Source organism: Paenibacillus sp. Cedars (assembly GCF_003184205.1).
Taxonomy (GTDB): Bacteria; Bacillota; Bacilli; order Paenibacillales; family Paenibacillaceae; genus Paenibacillus_AQ; species Paenibacillus_AQ glucanolyticus.
Window position 1 is genome coordinate 3,168,175 of record NZ_CP020866.1, and the last position, 18,332, is coordinate 3,186,506.

General features: G+C 48.1%; 19 protein-coding genes. 5 read left to right on the forward strand and 14 right to left on the reverse strand.

The window, feature by feature from the left end:
• Positions 1–102: 102 nt before the first annotated feature.
• The 7 genes from B9D94_RS16090 to B9D94_RS16120 all read right to left on the reverse strand — a co-directional run bounded on the left by B9D94_RS16090 (position 103) and on the right by B9D94_RS16120 (position 6,097).
• On the reverse strand, positions 103–897 hold the full coding sequence (locus B9D94_RS16090) for a hypothetical protein (protein WP_036638288.1): 795 nt from the start codon (positions 895–897) through the stop codon (positions 103–105).
• Between the two features lie 113 nt (positions 898–1,010).
• Complete coding sequence (locus B9D94_RS16095; protein WP_253806170.1) at positions 1,011–1,976, reverse strand: hypothetical protein; 966 nt, start codon at positions 1,974–1,976, stop codon at positions 1,011–1,013.
• Entirely contained in the window at positions 1,937–2,518 is a 582-nt protein-coding gene (locus tag B9D94_RS16100) for an RNA polymerase sigma factor (RefSeq protein WP_063479352.1), read from the reverse strand. Before B9D94_RS16100 ends, B9D94_RS16095 begins: the two co-directional genes overlap by 40 nt.
• 196 nt (positions 2,519–2,714) lie before the next feature.
• Positions 2,715–3,212, reverse strand: a complete 498-nt coding sequence (locus B9D94_RS16105) for a hypothetical protein (RefSeq protein ID WP_006209923.1) — start codon at positions 3,210–3,212, stop codon at positions 2,715–2,717.
• A 28-nt stretch (positions 3,213–3,240) separates the two neighbouring features.
• Entirely contained in the window at positions 3,241–4,017 is a 777-nt protein-coding gene (locus B9D94_RS16110) for a DUF4367 domain-containing protein (protein WP_006209922.1), read from the reverse strand.
• Positions 4,014–4,565 carry a sigma-70 family RNA polymerase sigma factor gene (locus B9D94_RS16115; protein WP_006209921.1) on the reverse strand — a complete coding sequence of 184 codons (552 nt, stop codon included), beginning with the start codon at positions 4,563–4,565 and terminating at the stop codon, positions 4,014–4,016. Before B9D94_RS16115 ends, B9D94_RS16110 begins: the two co-directional genes overlap by 4 nt.
• Before the next feature lie 158 nt (positions 4,566–4,723).
• Positions 4,724–6,097 carry an MFS transporter gene (locus B9D94_RS16120; RefSeq protein WP_148247491.1) on the reverse strand — a complete coding sequence of 458 codons (1,374 nt, stop codon included), beginning with the start codon at positions 6,095–6,097 and terminating at the stop codon, positions 4,724–4,726.
• Between the two features lie 175 nt (positions 6,098–6,272).
• Here B9D94_RS16120 and B9D94_RS16125 point away from each other — a divergent pair, with 175 nt between their 5' ends.
• A complete protein-coding gene (locus B9D94_RS16125; RefSeq protein WP_148247492.1) occupies positions 6,273–6,746 on the forward strand; it encodes a MarR family winged helix-turn-helix transcriptional regulator in 474 nt (157 codons plus the stop codon).
• 96 nt (positions 6,747–6,842) lie between these two features.
• Here B9D94_RS16125 and B9D94_RS16130 read toward each other — a convergent pair whose 3' ends face one another.
• A complete protein-coding gene (locus B9D94_RS16130) occupies positions 6,843–7,367 on the reverse strand; it encodes a GNAT family N-acetyltransferase (protein WP_148247493.1) in 525 nt (174 codons plus the stop codon).
• Positions 7,368–7,599: 232 nt separating this feature from the next.
• The gene (locus tag B9D94_RS16135) at positions 7,600–8,190 is read right to left on the reverse strand and encodes a DJ-1/PfpI family protein (protein ID WP_148247494.1); all 591 of its coding nucleotides are present in this window, start codon (positions 8,188–8,190) and stop codon (positions 7,600–7,602) included.
• A gap of 145 nt (positions 8,191–8,335) precedes the next feature.
• Here B9D94_RS16135 and B9D94_RS16140 point away from each other — a divergent pair, with 145 nt between their 5' ends.
• The 4 genes from B9D94_RS16140 (at position 8,336) to B9D94_RS16160 (ending at position 12,651) form a co-directional block, all read left to right on the forward strand.
• The gene (locus B9D94_RS16140; protein WP_006209915.1) at positions 8,336–8,701 is read left to right on the forward strand and encodes a hypothetical protein; all 366 of its coding nucleotides are present in this window, start codon (positions 8,336–8,338) and stop codon (positions 8,699–8,701) included.
• Positions 8,702–9,144: 443 nt separating this feature from the next.
• The gene (locus B9D94_RS16150; RefSeq protein ID WP_063479346.1) at positions 9,145–10,479 is read left to right on the forward strand and encodes a spore germination protein; all 1,335 of its coding nucleotides are present in this window, start codon (positions 9,145–9,147) and stop codon (positions 10,477–10,479) included.
• Positions 10,472–11,566: a GerAB/ArcD/ProY family transporter gene (locus B9D94_RS16155; RefSeq protein WP_063479345.1), complete on the forward strand. Its 1,095-nt coding sequence runs from the start codon at positions 10,472–10,474 to the stop codon at positions 11,564–11,566. The genes B9D94_RS16150 and B9D94_RS16155 overlap by 8 nt, the downstream gene beginning before the upstream one ends.
• A 44-nt stretch (positions 11,567–11,610) precedes the next feature.
• Entirely contained in the window at positions 11,611–12,651 is a 1,041-nt protein-coding gene (locus B9D94_RS16160) for a Ger(x)C family spore germination protein (RefSeq protein WP_234972872.1), read from the forward strand.
• 129 nt (positions 12,652–12,780) lie between these two features.
• Here the strand turns inward: B9D94_RS16160 and B9D94_RS16165 are convergent, their stop codons facing one another.
• The 5 genes from B9D94_RS16165 to B9D94_RS16185 form a co-directional block, all read right to left on the reverse strand.
• Complete coding sequence (locus B9D94_RS16165) at positions 12,781–13,086, reverse strand: Dabb family protein (protein ID WP_006209907.1); 306 nt, start codon at positions 13,084–13,086, stop codon at positions 12,781–12,783.
• Positions 13,083–14,318, reverse strand: coding sequence for a Bcr/CflA family efflux MFS transporter (locus tag B9D94_RS16170; protein WP_036638309.1), 1,236 nt, complete (start codon positions 14,316–14,318; stop codon positions 13,083–13,085). The genes B9D94_RS16165 and B9D94_RS16170 overlap by 4 nt, the downstream gene beginning before the upstream one ends.
• A gap of 196 nt (positions 14,319–14,514) precedes the next feature.
• The gene (locus B9D94_RS16175) at positions 14,515–17,025 is read right to left on the reverse strand and encodes a WG repeat-containing protein (protein WP_148247495.1); all 2,511 of its coding nucleotides are present in this window, start codon (positions 17,023–17,025) and stop codon (positions 14,515–14,517) included.
• Between the two features lie 214 nt (positions 17,026–17,239).
• Entirely contained in the window at positions 17,240–17,701 is a 462-nt protein-coding gene (locus B9D94_RS16180) for a DUF2269 family protein (RefSeq protein WP_006209903.1), read from the reverse strand.
• The gene (locus B9D94_RS16185) at positions 17,698–18,324 is read right to left on the reverse strand and encodes a TetR/AcrR family transcriptional regulator (RefSeq protein ID WP_006209902.1); all 627 of its coding nucleotides are present in this window, start codon (positions 18,322–18,324) and stop codon (positions 17,698–17,700) included. Before B9D94_RS16185 ends, B9D94_RS16180 begins: the two co-directional genes overlap by 4 nt.
• Positions 18,325–18,332: the final 8 nt, after the last annotated feature.

The following is an 18,332-nucleotide window of genomic DNA, read 5'->3' on the forward strand; positions in this document are numbered from 1 at the left end:
CATATCCTATGCTCAATAATTCAAAGAGACTAGACTCTCGAGAAAAAAATAAAGCAAACGGGCGTTTGGAAGCGGCAGGAAATCCGATGTAATGAAAAAACCTTAATCCGCCAGCATTTTCTTCGCGAAACTGAGTACGTCCGACTTGGCGCTTTCTGCCCAGATGGTGTAGCGAATCTGACTTTCCTCATCTACCCAATCCAAATGATCTCTCCCTTTGGAGTCATCTGTATACACGCACTCCACTCCGTTGATGACGATGGTCTCTGTTTTCTCGTTTGGCTTCTCAGCCGGTACAGGAGTTCCGTTCATTGGCGGAGCCGGATGAATATAATTTGCAATGACATCCAATTTCACGCTGCCTTTCTCATAATTGAGAACAACTGCTGTTGCTTCATTCACGTCAGGTATTGCTTGGGTGTATAACGTTTTATTTCCTTTCGCGGCCTCTGCTTTCAGTTCCTTCTCTAACTTTTTATAGAGATCGGATGTTTTTTCCGGGCTCTTTAAGTATAGAACGGCATTTTGGAAGACATAGCCCTTGGGCAATACATTCGGTTTTGTCAGCGCGGGGGCGTCCATGGCCTTCGCCTTCTTCAAGTAATCAGAATACGTATCGTAAACAAAACCCTTGCTTGCAAAGTAAATTTGATCCAATGGATTATATTCTTTGTCGGCAGCATAGTATGCAACCATCTGTCCCGGCTTAAGTCCTTTGGTCAGCTCATAAATTTGATCATCGAGCGAAGACGTCAACTTCTCTGATTTCACGGAAGAGGCTGCTGCAGGCTTGATCTTGGTCTGCGGTACCGTTGTGCTTGCTGCATAAGCATTAGCGGATCCGATCATCATCGTAGCGGCGAGAAATAAGGCAACTTTCATCTTGTTTTTCATCATGGTACAATTCGTGCTCCTTTCGGCGGCTAGGCCTTCTAAGTTTTTAAATACATTTCGTATAACGCCCAGCCGCGAATAAAAGGGACATTTTGTTAAAAAATCAGGGGGATTCTTTATTCCTGCAGGAGACCGGCGGCAATTTTCGCAAAATCATCGTTGGACAGCGGATCCTTCGGGTCGTCCGTAATCACATACATCACTTCTTCATTGTCGCTGAGCCATGTTAACTTACGGTTCGCGGAAACAGAGTTGGAGGACAGGATCATTTCTTTTCCATTCACCGGTAGTTTTACAGCTTGCTCTGTAGGAACACCCGCCTTTGAGCCCTTCTCTCTGGCAAATGCGATGAAAATAATCCGGCTTTCGTCTTTTCGGTATTCCATCACCGTAGACGCAATCTTCGACCAAGAGACCCTTTTATAAAACAGCCCCTGTTCTTCATCAGACCTTGCAGCTTGCTCCTTGAGTTCATTCAGAAGGCTCTCATACTCTGGCGTGCCCCATACAGGTTCGTTCCTAATTTGGATTTGGCCCCGGTCAAAGAAGTACCCTGACGGGACATATTCCGGTTCTTGTAACAGGGGAGCTCCCTTCTCCTCAATTTCCTTGGCCAGATCGTTATAATTCGGATGCTGAATCGTTTTGTAAAAATAGTTCAGAGGATATTTTTTGGCGGATGAAGTCATGTGCCTGTCCTTGATATAATACACGGCCTGTTCTCCCGGCTTTAACCTCTTGCTCAGTTCTTCTTCCGTTTCCCTTTCACGTTTGGCGTTATATTCCGATTCGGTGTATTTCCATGGCTTCATGGTAGTCAGTATGATTTCGCCTTCCTTGTTTTTGATCTGTATAAAGTATTGACTGGCGTAGACACTCATCGACGAAAGAATCAATATGGCAGATAGTGAGGCCATCATGAAGTATTTCCTCCGATTACGGAATCCCCTTCCCTGTTTCTTCTGATGAATTTGACGAACCTGGCGCATGATGGCAGGGGTTACGTCAATCTCATCCTCTACCGATTGCAATTCCAAACTTCTCAGCATTCGATCTTCGTCCGACTGTCCGTAATCTCGCATAACTCCGTGCCCCCCTTCTCCTCCATCAACTTGATGACTTTCTGTTTCATGCGTGCATATTTTTTCTTCACTGCACTAAGATTCTTATCCAGAATCTGAGCGATCTCTGAGAACGGTTTATCTTCAAACACCCGCAGCACCAGCAGATTCCGTTCTTCAACCGACAGCTTGTTCATAGCATACTCCAGCGGTTCGCTGAACCATCGGCGCTCCAACGTTTGCTCCACGCTATCAGCATGCCCTGCCGGTTTCATAAGCCGACTTACCCGTAAACGCACGCGTCGCTTGCGAATCAGGTTGAGGCAATGATGATAGGCAATTTTGTACAACCATGACGAGAACGATACCTTCGCTTCATAAAGATGAAGCTTGGTGAAAGCCTTGATGAATATATCCTGGACAGCATCCTGCGCATCCTGTTTGCAGCCAAGCATTCGGCAGCAGTATATGTAGATCTGTTTTTTGTACGTTTCGACGATGGGCTCAAAGCAATCTACCTCACCGGCCTTAACGCGTCTCACACACTCCTCGATGTAATCCAATTCGAAGCCGCACCCCCGCGTACACCATATTTACGTTATATAACACCCCTCCTGCCGAAAAAGGGACATCTGCAATCAAAAAATAAAAAACAATCCATACCTTAAGTATGAATTGTTTTCATATAATGTCGATATTTTCTTTTTAATCGGAAATACCCGCCAGCGGCAGGCCCCCGGTCCCTTTTTCAAGGTACAATCAACTCCGTGAAAAGAGCTTCCTGCGTACGAGCACCAGTCCACCAGCCACGATGACCACCGCTGCGCCGATCCAGATCCACAGATTCATGCCCGCTTCCTCCGCTGCGACCACGTCGGCTTCGGCCGTATTCGCTCCATAGAGTATCGCTTGCTCTCCTTCCACCACTTGAACTTGATCACGTCCAAATTTCTCGTAGAGGAAGTTGGCATGCTCTTCATTGTAAGGCGTAATGCCAACTTCCACCTTATCTCCTGCTGCAACCGTGTGGGTTACAGTAAAGCCCTCCCGTGAAAGCTCCTCTTGGCCTGCTCCGGCAACATAATCATCGATTTCCGCTTGTTTATCATCCAGGCTCTCATCAGCGGCGGACACGATATGCATGGACGCGGACATCACGCCATTCGGCGCAGCCGCAGCATTGCCTGCCCCTGCCATGAGCAAGACACACCCCAGCATCATGAGCTTAACCCATTGTTTTATATAATCCTTATTCATTTTTCACTACCTCCTGATTATCTCTGGTTTATGGCCTATGATCTTTCTGCTTAACAGGCTCCATGGATCGTGCAATGCGAAGAGCTTCCTTAGCGCTCACAAGCCCTGATATCGTGAAGTGAATATCATCCGTGTACCAGTGAAGCTCAACATTCGGTGTGATTAATCCGTCATCCTGCAACGGTTCACCTGCGATCAGGTAACCAGCGGCACCGTTCACATCGACGGTTTCATCGAAATGCTGCGGCATGCTTGAATTCGCGCCTTTGTCAGCAAATAAACCGAAGGAACGCTCACCTGCTGTATAACTGAATACGGCCGCTCTTACCGCTTCGTTCGGTCCCGTCACTGAAATTTGCTGAAGGGAGAAACCCTCCGGAATATAGGACGGGACGCCGAGCTTATCGCCAAATGCCTGGCCCGCCTCTTCATAACTGCCAAGGATTCGCGGCTCGTCATTATAGCCAACTGGCGGATCATCGATTGGAGAGTCAGGGTCCATTAGGGTTACAGGCGGATCCTGATCTAATGGAGGAGATCCCGGAGAATTGGAAAAATCGGGCTCAGCAAGGAACAGACATAGTCCGATGAATATCGCGGCCGCTGTTGTTCCGGCGAACCACCGATGATTTCTCATTCTCATTCTTGTTCTACGCACCGGGCTCTCCTCCTGCAGGTTCGCTTCATGCTGGATACGCTGATTCACCTTTTCGCACATATGTGAATCAAAGTGAAGATTGCTGAACAGCATTTCATCCGCTTCGCTTTTCACAAGGTCTCGAAGTTTGTCCTCCTGAGATGTCATAACGCGAGTCCCTCCTTTGCCAGGTATTCGCCCAGAAGCGCCCTTGCCCGGTGAAGCCTTCCGCGAACGGTTCCTTCCGGTGCGCCGGTTGCTTCAGCGATATCACGGGTTCCCAAATCCAGGTAGTAATACAAGTAGATAACCTCATGATAATGAACCGGCAGTGCAGCAATATATTTAAGAATGGTTGTTTGATCCAAGCGTTCTAAAGCCTCCTCCTCCACGCTGCGGAGAACGGAATTCTCCATTAGCAGCGGATCTGTTGGCTGCTCTTTCATCATTTTTAATCCCTGTTTATCCCGGCATGCATGGATTGCAATCTTGGTGAGCCACGTCTTCACGCTGCTATCTCCACGAAACGATGTCCAATGGCGAAAAGCTCGCAGGAATACCTCCTGGCTGACGTCCTCTGCTAGATGTCGATCGCCCAAATAGAAGTAGGCTGTACGCAGTATGGAGGTGCCATACTCGGTCATGAATTGCTCCAGTGCCAGGGAGGGCTCAGACGGGTATCTGGATTTGTCGTTAGGGCCGGCCGGCCTTGCCATCTGTTGACCACCTCCATACCCTATAGACGGGGTAACTCTCGATTCCGCTACATGAATTCTGAAAAAAAGAAAATAAAAACGGTCGAAAAAAAGGCCAGCCAGTAGATTCTGGCTGACCTGATCATACGAAAAAGCCTGATTCATCAGACCATATGTCATCAGGTATTCCTGAACGGTCTCCGGTCCGTCTTGGGACCAAACTGCATTTGATACAGCCCCCATACCAGGATGCTTAAAGCGGTCATTATAAAGAAAATATTGCTGTAAACATAAGCCGACTCGTTACCTGTCAGCGGATTCAACCGCCAGGTTGCCGACTGATCCAATACCTTGCCTATAATGCTCATTGCCATCGCGCCGGATATAAAGTTCAGCATGGAGAACAATCCCATGCCGACACCGACCTGTTCTTTGGAAAGCGTTCTTGAGATCGTGTTGGACATCGCAATCTGCATAAAGGTTTGTCCTACTTGACCCATGATTAACAGCAGTGCAATGACATATGGTGAAATGCCAACGAAAGTGGAGGTCAGAATGAAGCATAGAACCAGCAGTGCAGCCGCAATGGAAAATAGAGTTGAATTCCCGCGTTCATCCGCAAGTTTACCCCCGACACGGCCAAGCGTGGCCGCTGCAATGGCAGCAGGCACCAGGACAAAGCCAATGCTCCCTGCAGACAGATTGTTCAGTGCCGTCAAATACTGAGGCGTAATAAAGGTAATGCTAAAATTCATGGAGGTCGATATAAAAGCGATGACCAACGCACCGGTATATCTGGCATTCATGAACAGCTCCGGCTGAATAAACGGATGGACCGCTTTTCGAATGCGGATCGCAAACATCAGTAGGAATAGCCCCCCGATAACAGCAGCCGCCCAGCTGCTCTGTGTGATGGCTAGCAGGAACAAGCCCACCGCTGCCGCAAGGAATCCTCCGCCTATCACATCCAGCGGCTTGGCTGTCCCTCTCTCATCGTTCAGATATCTTCTGAAGAAAGGTATGGTCAGCAGCGGCAGTAATGAGAACAAGAACAAGATGCGCCAGCTGCCAAAACTCATAATCATCCCGGACACGATCGGACCCAGAGCACCTCCAAGTGCCAAGCCAATAGCCGATGTACCGAGCGCTCTCCCGCGTCTCTCAGGTTCAAAATATCGGATTGGAATAATCATGGCTATGGCTGGCAATACGGCAGCACCTGCTGCTTGAAGCACTCGGCCGAGAATAATCATCCAAAAATCAACGGCCAGCATCCCGACAACCGATCCGACAGCAAATAAGAGCAGCCCGTACGTAATCAGACCCTTCAGGCTATAGCTGTCTGCAAGTTTACCAAAGACAACCGAACCGATTGCATAGAGAGCCATATAACTGGTCATAATCCAGCTAACTTCAGATGGAAGCAATTCAAATTCTTTACCGATGGCCGGTAAAGCCACATTGAACATCGTACCGTTCATGACGGAGAATATGAGTGTTACAACGAGGACGCGGAGCAGTTTGTCCCCGTTGTTATACGTATCATTTTTCATGGTTATCCCTTCCCTCGTGTTTGAAAGATAAAATCGTCCATAATAAACACCTAGCTGCAGCATGGAAATGAGTGTATAATTTAATGAGTTTACTCATTATATGTTTATTATATAGTGAGTAACCTCACTAATTATGAGCTTAAGTATAAAGTCTGCTTTTGTCAAGGAGGAACTTATGAAACCAAACGACGCTGTACCCTCATCCATCGATATCATTCACATGCTTGTAAGAACTACTCATGCCATCCAAAAAGAATTCGACGCTCAACTAGGTATGTTCCCAACCCCATATCAAGTGTCCGGACCGAGACTTCGCGTGCTCTCTGTCGTCCTAGAAACCGGAAGCATTCGAATGAATGAATTAGCTGCAAGGCTGGGCATTAAAGCCCGCACGCTTACCGATTTAGTGGATGCTCTTGAGAAGGAACAACTGCTTGTCCGTGTCCAGGATCCGCAAGACCGCCGGGCTATCCTGATTCAGCTCACGGAACAGGCACAAGCGACCATTAGGCCCGTACTGGACTATCAAACGGAAATCGCCGAGAAAACCCTCGGCAGCCTTACCGAGAGTGACCGCAGAGTTTTCTATGACATGTTGTTAAGCCTCTCGAAGAACAAGGATCTGTCCGCCTGTATAGAACTTAAATAGCGGATTTGTTTCCGAAAACCCATGATTGCATTCATAGAAAAGGAGCAGAGAGATCTGCTCCTTCAACATCCATTTCATTTCCCTGCTTTATGATGATCAAAATCGAAAGACGATCTTTACATGATCATTCTTGATTTCGTCGACAGTCTCCTGAAACCCCCGTTCCGCTCTATAACTATGAAGCGTCTTTCTCCAGATGGCTTGTGCCCTCTTATTGCTGTCCGTGGCGTTCGTTTGGATCTCCCAGCTGCCTGAATGCTCGTTGAATACCTGTGCCGCAGCCGCCTCTGCGATATTCTGGCCACGGAAGGGCTTCATCACAAAAAACTCGTTCATGTAGAATTCACTGCCAAAGGTATACGGCGGGGTTGCAACCAATGCAAAGCCCGCAGGAATGTCATCGGCCCATATAAGATACGGGAATAACACCTCTGGCTTATCCCACCATATATCGAACACTTGGATTTGATCATTCAAGGTTCTGGTATCATCATCTTCAAACACGCCATATCGATTCGGCTTCCATCCCCATATTCCTGACAAATCGTGCAGGTACAGCGGATACATATTATTAATGATAAATTTAGTCGAGGCATCACTTAACTCCACCGTGACTTTCATCCGTTCTCCCCCATTCTGTCGGCTATCTCGAAACCTTTGAAATACCGCATCTTGCCCTATTAATTCAGATATTTAACGGCTTCAACGTAAGCGTAACATCGTCCCAAAACCATAAATAGAGGAGGTATGAGTATAATTAACTTTTATATAAACTGTCGTTGGCCGCAATAAAAAAAGCAACGAGCACTGTCCAGCTCAGACATGCTCATTGCTTAATATGCGTGTTAGTCCGTTACTTTTCCGCAAAACCCATCAAATCTTTCACATGTAACGTATTTTCTCGCGTTGTCAGCTTTTCCAGCAAAGTGAAGGCCACTTCAAAGGCTGTTGCCGGGTTACAGGAAGTGATCAGATTTCCATCGACAACGACTTGTTCGTCCACCACGATGGCGCCAAACTCGCGCAGCTGTTTCTTTCTGATGCTCGTTGGATGATCGTAGATTGTTGCCCTGCGCCCCTCCAGCAGCCCGGCCTTGCCAAGCGTCAGGGCTGCAACACATATGGTGGCGATCCACTTGTTTTGGGCATGGAATGCCTGAATGACGGCGGAGAACCTGGGATCGTATGCATCCTTGTAAAACCCGGCTTCCTCAAATCCGCCTGGAATCGCAAGCGCATCATAGTCATCAACCCGGACTGAATCCAGTGTCACTTCAGGAATCACGGTGAAGTTCCAGGTACACTTTAATCGGTCGTGCAATCCGGTCGTTACCACCTGCGTGGTGCCGTCTCCCTCAAGCATGTTCCATCCTAATACGTCGGTAAAGACGCTTGCTTCCACTGCCTCGAATCCATCGGCCAGCAGCAACAGCACTCTTTTCATCGTCATCCCTGCCTTTATGTTTACTAATAATTATAGTCCCCATTACCTCTCATGGAAATATACCTCCTGAAACTATTCTATCTGTCTATATCCTTTTCTCTCTTTGATGAATAGAATGTAAGACTTAATTAAAAGAGGTGAGCATATGACTCCGTTACAGTTGAATGGGATTGTAGGTGGGAAGAATCCTATTGATGTAGGTGCTGGAAAGACCATTTTGTTGCAGCAAATTGTAATCAACGTGAGAAACGGCAGAAAACTGGTTCTCAAAGATATTAACTTTTTGTTTAACAATGATGCTTTTGCAATCAAAATTGAGGCACAGCCATCCCCCGGCGTATATATTGCCAGAGGTGGCGCTGGTGATTTGCACCCGAACAAAGTATTGTTCAATAATAATACGGGGTCATCCGTTTTGATCTTCTTACTGGTAAGTGCCGTCAATACGTCCCGTAACAAGCGTTCGCTCAGTCGTTCTGACAGCTGGCACCTTAATCTCAAGCGACAATAAAGCATTCCTCCTACAAAAGGAAGCAGCTCCTGTGCTGTTTCCTTTTTTTTATGGCGGTAAAGGGCATCATGCCGGAAAAAGCAGCCGCCGTCGCAACTTGACATCGTTTAATACCCGCGTACCACCAAATGAATGCCAGCGCCGTTACGATCGGAACGTACCATACGAGCGCCAGCCATTCTTGCATTCCAATTGCAGCAAGGGAAGCTGCCGGATTTTCGAACCATAAGGGAATGAGACACAGGATAAAGGCCGCCGCAGATACCCGTGTTGTCTCGAGTCCTTCAGCAGATACAATCGCTCATCGGTGTTAACAATACCGGACGTTGAATCCTTGTACTTGACTGTTGCTTCTCCTCCCCATTCTCCTTTCATGCATAAATTAAAACATAGAATGGAAATGATAACTAAATCATGTATTGCATGGACTAGGGAGTGAGTGTATGGATCTCAAACAGCGTTTGGCTGATTATTTCAGGGCAAATGCCGATTATTTCAATGTAGAAATTCAATTGCTGCAATATCGAGTTCAGGTGATCGGCTTGGATTCTTTGGTCGATCTTCCTCAGAGCATTGCTATGCTCCAGACGCAGACAACAAACATGGTCGATGACTCGCTGTCACCGGATTCATTGCTCAAGATTATTGGACAGCTTGTGGACCCCGATCTGGGTGCAATTGTGCCTGACATCATAAAGGGCAACTTGATTGTGCTGGAACCTCTGTCAGGAACATGCTGCGCTGTCCTTCCTATATCCAAAGTTGTTACCCGGTCGATCGGACCGGCTGAAACGGAGAACACCCTGTATGGGTCCAGCAGCTCTTTTCTTGAAGATCTCAACACCAATATCGGCATCCTTCGGAAACACTGCACAAGCGCCAACTTGAAAGTAGAAACTTACAAGGTCGGAAAGAGCAATCCCAAAGCCGTTTTGTTAATCTACGTTGAGGATCAGGTTAAGCCCGCGCTTATCGACAACCTCCGGAAGAAAATTGAAGCCGGTTTGGATAAGGATATCCAGCATCTGCAGCAGCTTGAGAAAATTCTGGGATCAAACCCCTGGACGCTGGTAGCCCGGTTTAACGCAACCGAGCTCCCGCAGAATGCGGCACATTCCCTGCAGCAAGGGAAAGTCGTGTTAATGATTGATCGACTGCCGTTTGCGGTCATCATCCCGAGTCTGATCTGGGATATGTTCTGCATGAAGGATGATCACAATTTCCCGCTGCCCTTCATGTATCTTATCCGCTTACTTCGCATTCTGGGCGCGCTGATTGCCACCATCATTCCGGGTCTCTATGTTGCCCTGGTGTCCGTAAACCCAGAAGTATTGAGGCTGCAATTGGCGCTATCCATTGCCCACAGCCGTCAAGACGTCCCGTATCCCGCCATGGTGGAAACTTTACTGCTTCTGGTTGTGCTGGAGCTCATACTGGAAGCCAGCATTCGCCTGCCCAAGAGCATAGGACCGACCGTTACGATGGTCGGAGGCATTATCCTCGGGCAAGCCGCAGTTGCGGCGAAACTCGTCAGCAATCTGTTAATCATCGTGCTGGCGGGCACCACCATTGCCTCTTCGACGGTAGTCGGATTTCAGAACTCTGTGCCGATCAGGGTCTTCAAGTATCTGCTCATTATTTTATCTGCTATTTACGGGGTATTGGGTCTGCTCGCGGGGATTGTGCTTATCTGCGCCTACATAGGCAACCAGAGCAGCATGGGTGTTCCTTACTTGTCCATGCCCTCATTGACCCAGAAGGATGAACCCAATGGCTAAAGGCGGACTTCAATCAGCCGTAATGTACGTGGTCTGTCATATGGGGCTTATCTTTTTTCTATATCCCTCGAGGTTTTTTTCTGCTATGCAAACCGGGCACTGGATAGGCATTGTATTCAGCTACGCCGTACAGATGACCGTTGTTTTCTTATATATCATGGGCTTGCGATTTGCCAAAAATCAAACGGTCATTGATATATTCCGAAGTGCAGGCAGGGTTGTTCCATGGATTGTCCTGCTGCCTGCCTTCCTGTACCTGGTCGTTGCGTTTATCGTAACTATTCGTGCCTACTCTGAAATGCTCACGCTGATTTTCTTATCCAACACACCCCTGTGGGCCATCCTGCTGCTCCTGTTCCTTGTCGCCTTTGTAATGGCTTGGCAGGGAATTGGCAGTATGGCCAGAACAGCCTTATTACTTGCTATCTTGTTCTCGGGTCCACTCCTGTTTGTCCTGTATCTATCCTTTCAGAATGTCGATTGGTATTACGCTTTGCCGTTCGTCGGCCATAAACAAACGTTTACCTTCATAACGGATGTAGAATTTCAAGTTAGTCTGTTTGTGTATGCGGGGGGATTCTTTTTTCTGGGACTACTCCCCGTCTCTATTCCTATCAACATGAAAAAGATGGCCATCGGCGGACTGCTGCTGCTCCCAATGTACCTGCTGTCGGTATATCTTCCCCTGCTGACCTTTGGCCAATCGACCGCTGAGCTGTATGAATTCCCCATGCTGATGACGATCGATACGGTGAACGTGACCTGGCTGATGTTTGACCGGATCACCATATTCTTCCTGCTCAGTTTGATGGCTTTTGCTCTGCTATACATGGCAGTCACCCTATGGACTTTAATGACCTTAACGAAAAAAGCACTGCCCTTTATCCCCGATCCTTACGGGCTAATCGGGTTGACGATTCTCCTATTTGTTATCTCATTGGCCATTCCGGACTGGGACTTCCTGAAACAGCTGCAGATCGGGATCATCCCGCTCAGGTTATACATTTTCATTGTCATCCCCGTGCTCACTTTCATTATGGGATGGCGGCTCAAGAACAAAGCCAATCGTAAAGCGGAGGTATCTTGATGATGATCATACGAACCCCTTTTCGTTGGAGGATGAAACTTCTGATGGTTTCGATAATCCTTCTCCCTTTATTAAGCGGCTGCTGGGACAACAAAGATATTAACCATCGAGCCCTCCCTGTCATCATGGGGATATCCCTGACCGAGCATAATCAGTACAAAATCTTCTTGGATATCCCGTCAGCGGATGATTCCAACAACATTACGATTGTATCGGATACCGGAGACACCATTAACAAGGTCATTGACCATATGAGTATGAATATGGAATCTCAAGTTGATTTGCTTCATCTGAAAATTGTTATTGTGGATAAGAAATTTGCGCAAAGCGGAATGCAGGACGTCGTGTCGGCCTTTAATCGGTCCCGTGATATTTCTTCCAAAACGCTGTTTGCTATCAGTGAACAGCCGTTGGAGCAATTCTTCTCCGAGATAAAGGCAAAGACTCTGAACAGCGGGAATATCATTTATGATTTTTTCGAAAAAAACGCCGGATGGAATCCCCAATTAGCCGATACACGGGTATGGGAAATGTTTCGAAGCATTAATTCCTATACGCATGATGTCATCGTTCCGCTTATTCGCTCAGGAAAGACAACGAATATCGAATGCATTGGCTCGGCCATTATCAAGAATGGGAAGATGACGGGACAGATCAGTCCGGAGGAAACGCTGGTCGCTAACGCTTTTTATGGAAAAAGCGCCTATGGCAAGCTCGAAGTTATGGACAGTGCGACAGTACAGATTATCAGCAACAAACTTACCCATAAGAGCTGGATGAAGAATGACCAGGCTTTTTTGAGGAGTAATCTGAAGCTGAATGTCACCATTCTGGATTCAAAGGGCCATCCCACGGAACAAGAGATTAAAGATAAATTGGAGCAACTGCTCACCTCTCGATTAGAGCATTTATTTAAGCAAACCCAGCAGGACGAAGCGGATATATTAGCATTAGGCCAATTTTTCAGAAACGATCTGACCCGTGAGCAATTGTCCAGATGGCGATCCGAATATTACCCGGAGCTGGACTTCGAGCTTAAGGTCACGACCAAAATCGAGAACCGGGGCAATCTCAAAAATTTATGATAGATATGAAAAAAGGACCCTTTGCGGTCCTTTTTTTACTTTCCTCTTATTTCATAAGCAGTGAAATTCCATTTAATGCCTCAAGCCGTATTTTGATTCTCCTCGGCGGTACCTACAGAGATGCGAATATTAAACCTCGCTGTAATCGATCTCCAAAAACTGTACGACTTCCTTCTCCCAGCGATCCTCTACAAAGGCAACATGCTGCGGATGCACATGGTATGCTTCATAATCAGCTTCGCTATCAAATACCATGGAGAATCCGAAATCGTATGTATTCTTATGGCTGATCTGCTTGAACACCTTGAACTCCTGAACCACTTCAATCGTACTAAGGGCAGATCGCCCATCCTCCAGAAAACGCAGCTCCTCTGCAGAGCCCTTCTCATGCTTCAATGAAAAAATAACGGAGTGAATCATTCGGTTTGATGTCATGTCAATCCCGCTCCTCTCATGTCGTCTTTTGATTCGGTTTCATGTTTCCTGGTCCATTTGAAAAAAGCCAACGAGCCGAGTACGGACGTGATGAACAGGATGGCTCCCATCGGCACGGCTGTAGACTCATCCATACCGACAAGCGGTGATACGATGGATCCCAGCAGGAGTGGAAGCAAACCTATGACAGCACTTGCACTTCCTGCGCGGTGTCCTTGCTTCTCCATGGCCAGCGTAAATGTGCTTGTTGCCACCATTCCAATGGTGATCATGTAGATGAATATCAATATAACAACGATGGCCAGAGGCCCTTTCAGCATCGTCATCAGCAACAACAGGAACGTTGCACTCACCGCCATGATGACTCCGACCCGGAGCAAGCTTCGTTCATGAACGATGCCGCCAAACCGTCCAATAATGAAACTTCCCGTAATAATAGCGATCCCGTTAATCCCGAACAGTACGCTAAACATTTGTGGTGAAACACCGTAAATTCCCTGATACACAAACGGCGTTCCCGAAACGTAAGCAAAGCTGCCTCCGTGAATGAAACCCACCGTCAGGGCGTACCCGATAAAGGAACGATCCTTGAACAAACTTCCCATCGTACGGACGGAATGGCCCAGCGAGCTTGGCGTTCTTCTCTCCTGCGGCAAGGTTTCCTTCAGCCGAAAGGCAACGATCAGTACAATGAAGACACCGAATATGCTCAAGAAATAAAAGATCGTGTGCCAGCTTGCAAACGGCATCAGCAGGATGGCTCCGCCTGACATCGGGGCAACCATCGGGGCAACCGCGTTAATGACCGACAGCAGCGCAAAGAATTTAGTAAGCTCACGCCCGCTGAACACATCGCGCACAACAGCACGTGAAATCACAAGCCCGGCCGCCGCCGTGAATCCCTGCAGGAATCTGGCAACAACCAGTGCCGTAATATTCGGTGCCAGTGCACAGAACAAGGAGGATATCGCAAATAAGGCTAGCGAGACTAATAACGGCTTTCTTCTTCCGTGAGCGTCACTGATCGGTCCAACAATGATCTGACCAACCGCGAGTCCGATGAGACAGGAGGTCAAACTCAGCTGGACAAGCGAAGCCCGCGCCCCAAAATCATGGGCAATCTCGGGAAAGCTGGGCAAATACATGTCGATATTGAACGGTCCTAATATACCAAGCAAGCTGAGAAGCAAGGCTAATCCGAGGCGTTCTTTTCCTGTTGGGTTATGAAGCATGCGTGTCAAACACCTCTACTCTACTATTGTTTTGTATTCATATAATGTAACAGCTTTGTCCCAAATAGAATAGTGCCATTGCAAGGCAGTATGATAACATATTTGCATTTGCACAAGCTAAAGAGCCCGGTTCTGATCAAACCGAGCTCTTCGACGCTTTTATACAAGATCCGGTTCACCTTCTCCGTGCTCAGCATCAGGAATGAAACGCCTTCCAGAACTCGCCTTCCGTATTGAGGATGTCTTTAATCTGAACAAAAGGAATCGTGAAAGTGGGAAAACCTGCGGCATAGGGGCCGATCTCATACGGTGCAAACACCAGATGAAGGGCATTCTCTGTCACATAGAAGGGCTGGTCTGCGGCGATTCCCGTATAACTGCCGGGGAATACATACGAATATTGGGGATCTTCCTTAATCTGCTTGCCAACGATTCGGCTGAGCTCTGCGAGATAATCACTGCCCGGTTTAAACAAATCCTTCAAGCTGTACATGCTGCCATTCTCCAAGTTGATCACGGCATACACTTTGGTTGGCATGCCATGGGCGGCTCCAAAAGGATAATGATATCCGTTCAGCTCCATTTCAAGCAGCTTCTGCTTAAAGAAAATTACGTCGAAATCACCGGAATAGGAATAATCCAGCTTCTTATCGGCAGGAATCGGCTTCACCCCAGACATATCCTTCAGCTTGGTATTCACGGCTTGCTGAGTCCCTTGGTCTCTCATTCCTGTGACCTGCGGATAATAGACCAGATAATCCGGATTCGGCTTATACTTCTCTTCTGTTACCTGATAAGGCCGCTGCAGCGGAATAACGGTATTCTGCGCCCAGACGATACGTCCCGACCGGTCCAGATAGGATAGACGCAGATCGACCAATGCCTTAATCAACCCTCCGGGTTCCAGCGTAAGCGTACCGCTGCCGTTCACTCGGGGAAAACCCGGCGCAGGTTTGCCGGTACGGTCAATCAAATACGTTTGCTTCGCATCATACACGGAGGCCAAACCGTGCTTGTAGTCGGAGATATCGCGATACGTAAAGTCAGATAGCTGCTTCCCGTCCCAATCTGCAATCGCATATATCGAGCCGATGAAAGGCTGTTCAGGATCAATCGCGCGCCCGAGCGCAAACCGTTCTTCCGTTAAATCCCGAATATCATTGTATTCCGGATGGATCACCCAGGTCCCCTGTCTATTGATGACGCCATACTTCGACTTGTAATCTTCAGCTGTATTTACAATAGCTCTGCCATCGTGAAACGGAAATGCCGATGTATAGGTCGGCGGAATGACGATTTCCCCCTGCTCATCGATGTAGCCATATTTGCCCGTGCTCTCCTTCTGAAAGGCAAGCAAGCCCTCGCCAAGCGGTCCGACATAGGCAAAGTGATACGTGGCCAGTTTCCGTCCATGAAGATCAATGAGCGCATAATTATCATCTTTTAACTTCACAACAGCTTTACCATCAACAAAATCATTCGCGTCCGCGTACCGAGCAGGAATCACCTCATGACCATCGGCATCAAGGTAGCCGTAACGGCTGTTATCCCCATCACCGCTGCTATGATCGGTAACATAGAACACGGCCCTACCTTCACGCAGTTCTGCAATGTATGGATACGCCCGACTTGTCAGAATTACCCCTTGTTCGTTAATCATCTTAAAGCCTTGACCATCCATGACCGTCGCGCGATGCTCCGAGAAAGGACTGATGGACTGATATTGGGGCTGCACAACATAATGGGCGCTTCTATCAATGACACCATAGCTGCCGTGTGCACTTACGATTGCAAGACCGTTATCCTGAAAATCCTGTGCATCATCATATACCGGATGAATCACCATCTCGCCGCTATGGTTAATGTATCCCCATCGGGTTCCACTCGTTGTCTTCACAGATGCCAGGTATAACCGGGAACCCAGCTGTGCCTCTCCTCTTCCAGCCAGCATCTCCTGAATCCGGCGCTCAAGCTCAAGCAGCGTATGGCGCTCAGGGTATGGCTCTGCAAAAGAGAGTGCCTTACGGACGGACTTCAGCCCAGCTTCCGGCATTCCCGCACGATACTGCGCATCCGCCAGATAATACCAATAGAATGAATAATCCGGGTGTTCCTGGGTCAGCCTCTCGTAGTAACCCACTACGGCGGGAAAATAATACGGATAAGCGTCCGGTGCAGCTTCAAACGCCCCATGATTCCATCTAACGACCTCAACCCGGTAAGCTTCGCCTGTATCATGAATCCACAGCGCGATTTCAGCCTGACCATCCGTCCCGATCGAACTTGGCAAATCAACGATATCGATATGGCTGTAGGTCATATCCGCGGGTGCTGCATCCTTCAGCCCCTCCGGTGTCCAGGCATATATCGACTGCTTAGACCAGATGGCGCCAATCTGCCAGCCTATGATCAACTGGTTTACGTTATGACCCAGCACCGGTGCGGCCGTCATTAAAGTGACGCCATATCCCTGTCCCTTCACATTGGCAACGACTTCCCAGCCTCCCTGATGGTGCATGAGGACCATTACATAAAGTTCACCGTTTAATCGATATACTCCCGCAATTTCAGGCACCCGATCTCCCGTAATGTCAGCTGCATAAACGGCTTCATGCGCACCCGATGCATCCTTCCCTACCAGTTCTGCGCCGTTAGGCAATTTGGCCTTAACCGCCTGCACCAACTGCTGCTCATTGTAAGCGGACATATCAGCATCCTCCCTCTTCGCAAGCTTTCTCGCCTAATCGTATGCCGTCTATTACCAAATATTCGCTGGCTTGAGAAGCCGCAAGAGGAACTGACGCCACTACGTGATGCGGTCCGGAACATCTGTCGGCGCTCGGTCAATCAAGTGCAGCTGATTGCCATTTAATCCTCAACTAAAAAGAAGGACCGTCACCAAGGCGACCGTCCTTCTTGATTCAAAAAGGCTTGCTGATCATCAAGTACAAGATGATTACCGGCAGTAGTGTTGCTGCCGTCCCGCCTACCGCCCAATACATCGACACTCTCTTGTATCTATCGGAAATAACTCCGCCGCCTATCGATTCCAGACTAAGGCGAATCATTCCTTTTTGCAGTGGTATCAAAATCCCTGCCCACAATATGCCTGTGATGCCGAACAGGATCAAAGAGACCGCCAGCCAGCTCATTCCACCCATTCCATATCCCGCCTGTACAGACATAACGACTCCAGAAATAATCAGCAGCAGCAAGCCTGGCAAGGTAAACACATAATCGGCTAGCATAACATTTTTGACCGTATGATGGATTTCCGTTGGATCCCCCTTCAGGTCTGCCCTCACTTTCCAGAAAGCTGCCGTGATAATATTGCCCAGGAACAGCACGCATCCGGCGATGTGAAGAAATAACCACAATGTCATAGGCCTTCCCTGCCTCCCTCTTTGTTCCCGGGCCGCAGAATGTCGGTTATAAAATCCGAATATTCCTTGGTACTGAATACATTTCCCTTCACTCCGATCAGTCCCCGCATCCGCAGCCCGAAGGATAACAGCTCGAACAGCTCGGCTGTCCGTTCAGCATCAATTGTATCGGTGATAACACCTGCCTCCTGGCCTGTTACAATCCACTGCTTGGAGGTGGCCGTGGCTTCCTTATAGAAGCCCGCAACGATGTCAGCGATCTCGGGCTGATCGCTTTTGCCGATAAGGTACATCAAGATGAGGTTGCTTACGTCATCCCGGCTTTCCAGGCTCGACATGCTGTTTATGATGGTATTCATCGGACCATCAAATTCCTTGATGTCCCCTTGCTTGTTCACTTCGCTCATGAAATGCTCGTTCTGTTCCGCAAGCCTGGCTTTCAATACATGGACAAACAGTTCGTCTTTACTGGATACATAATGAAAAATGGCTCCTTTGGACATGCCGGACCGTTTCATTATGTCATTAAGCGTCGTTTGGCTGCAGCCTTTCTCCCTTATCAGTTCTTCCGTGGATTCAAGCAATATCCGCTTGGTCTGCTCGCGCCGTTCTTCCTGCTTCATCTGGAATC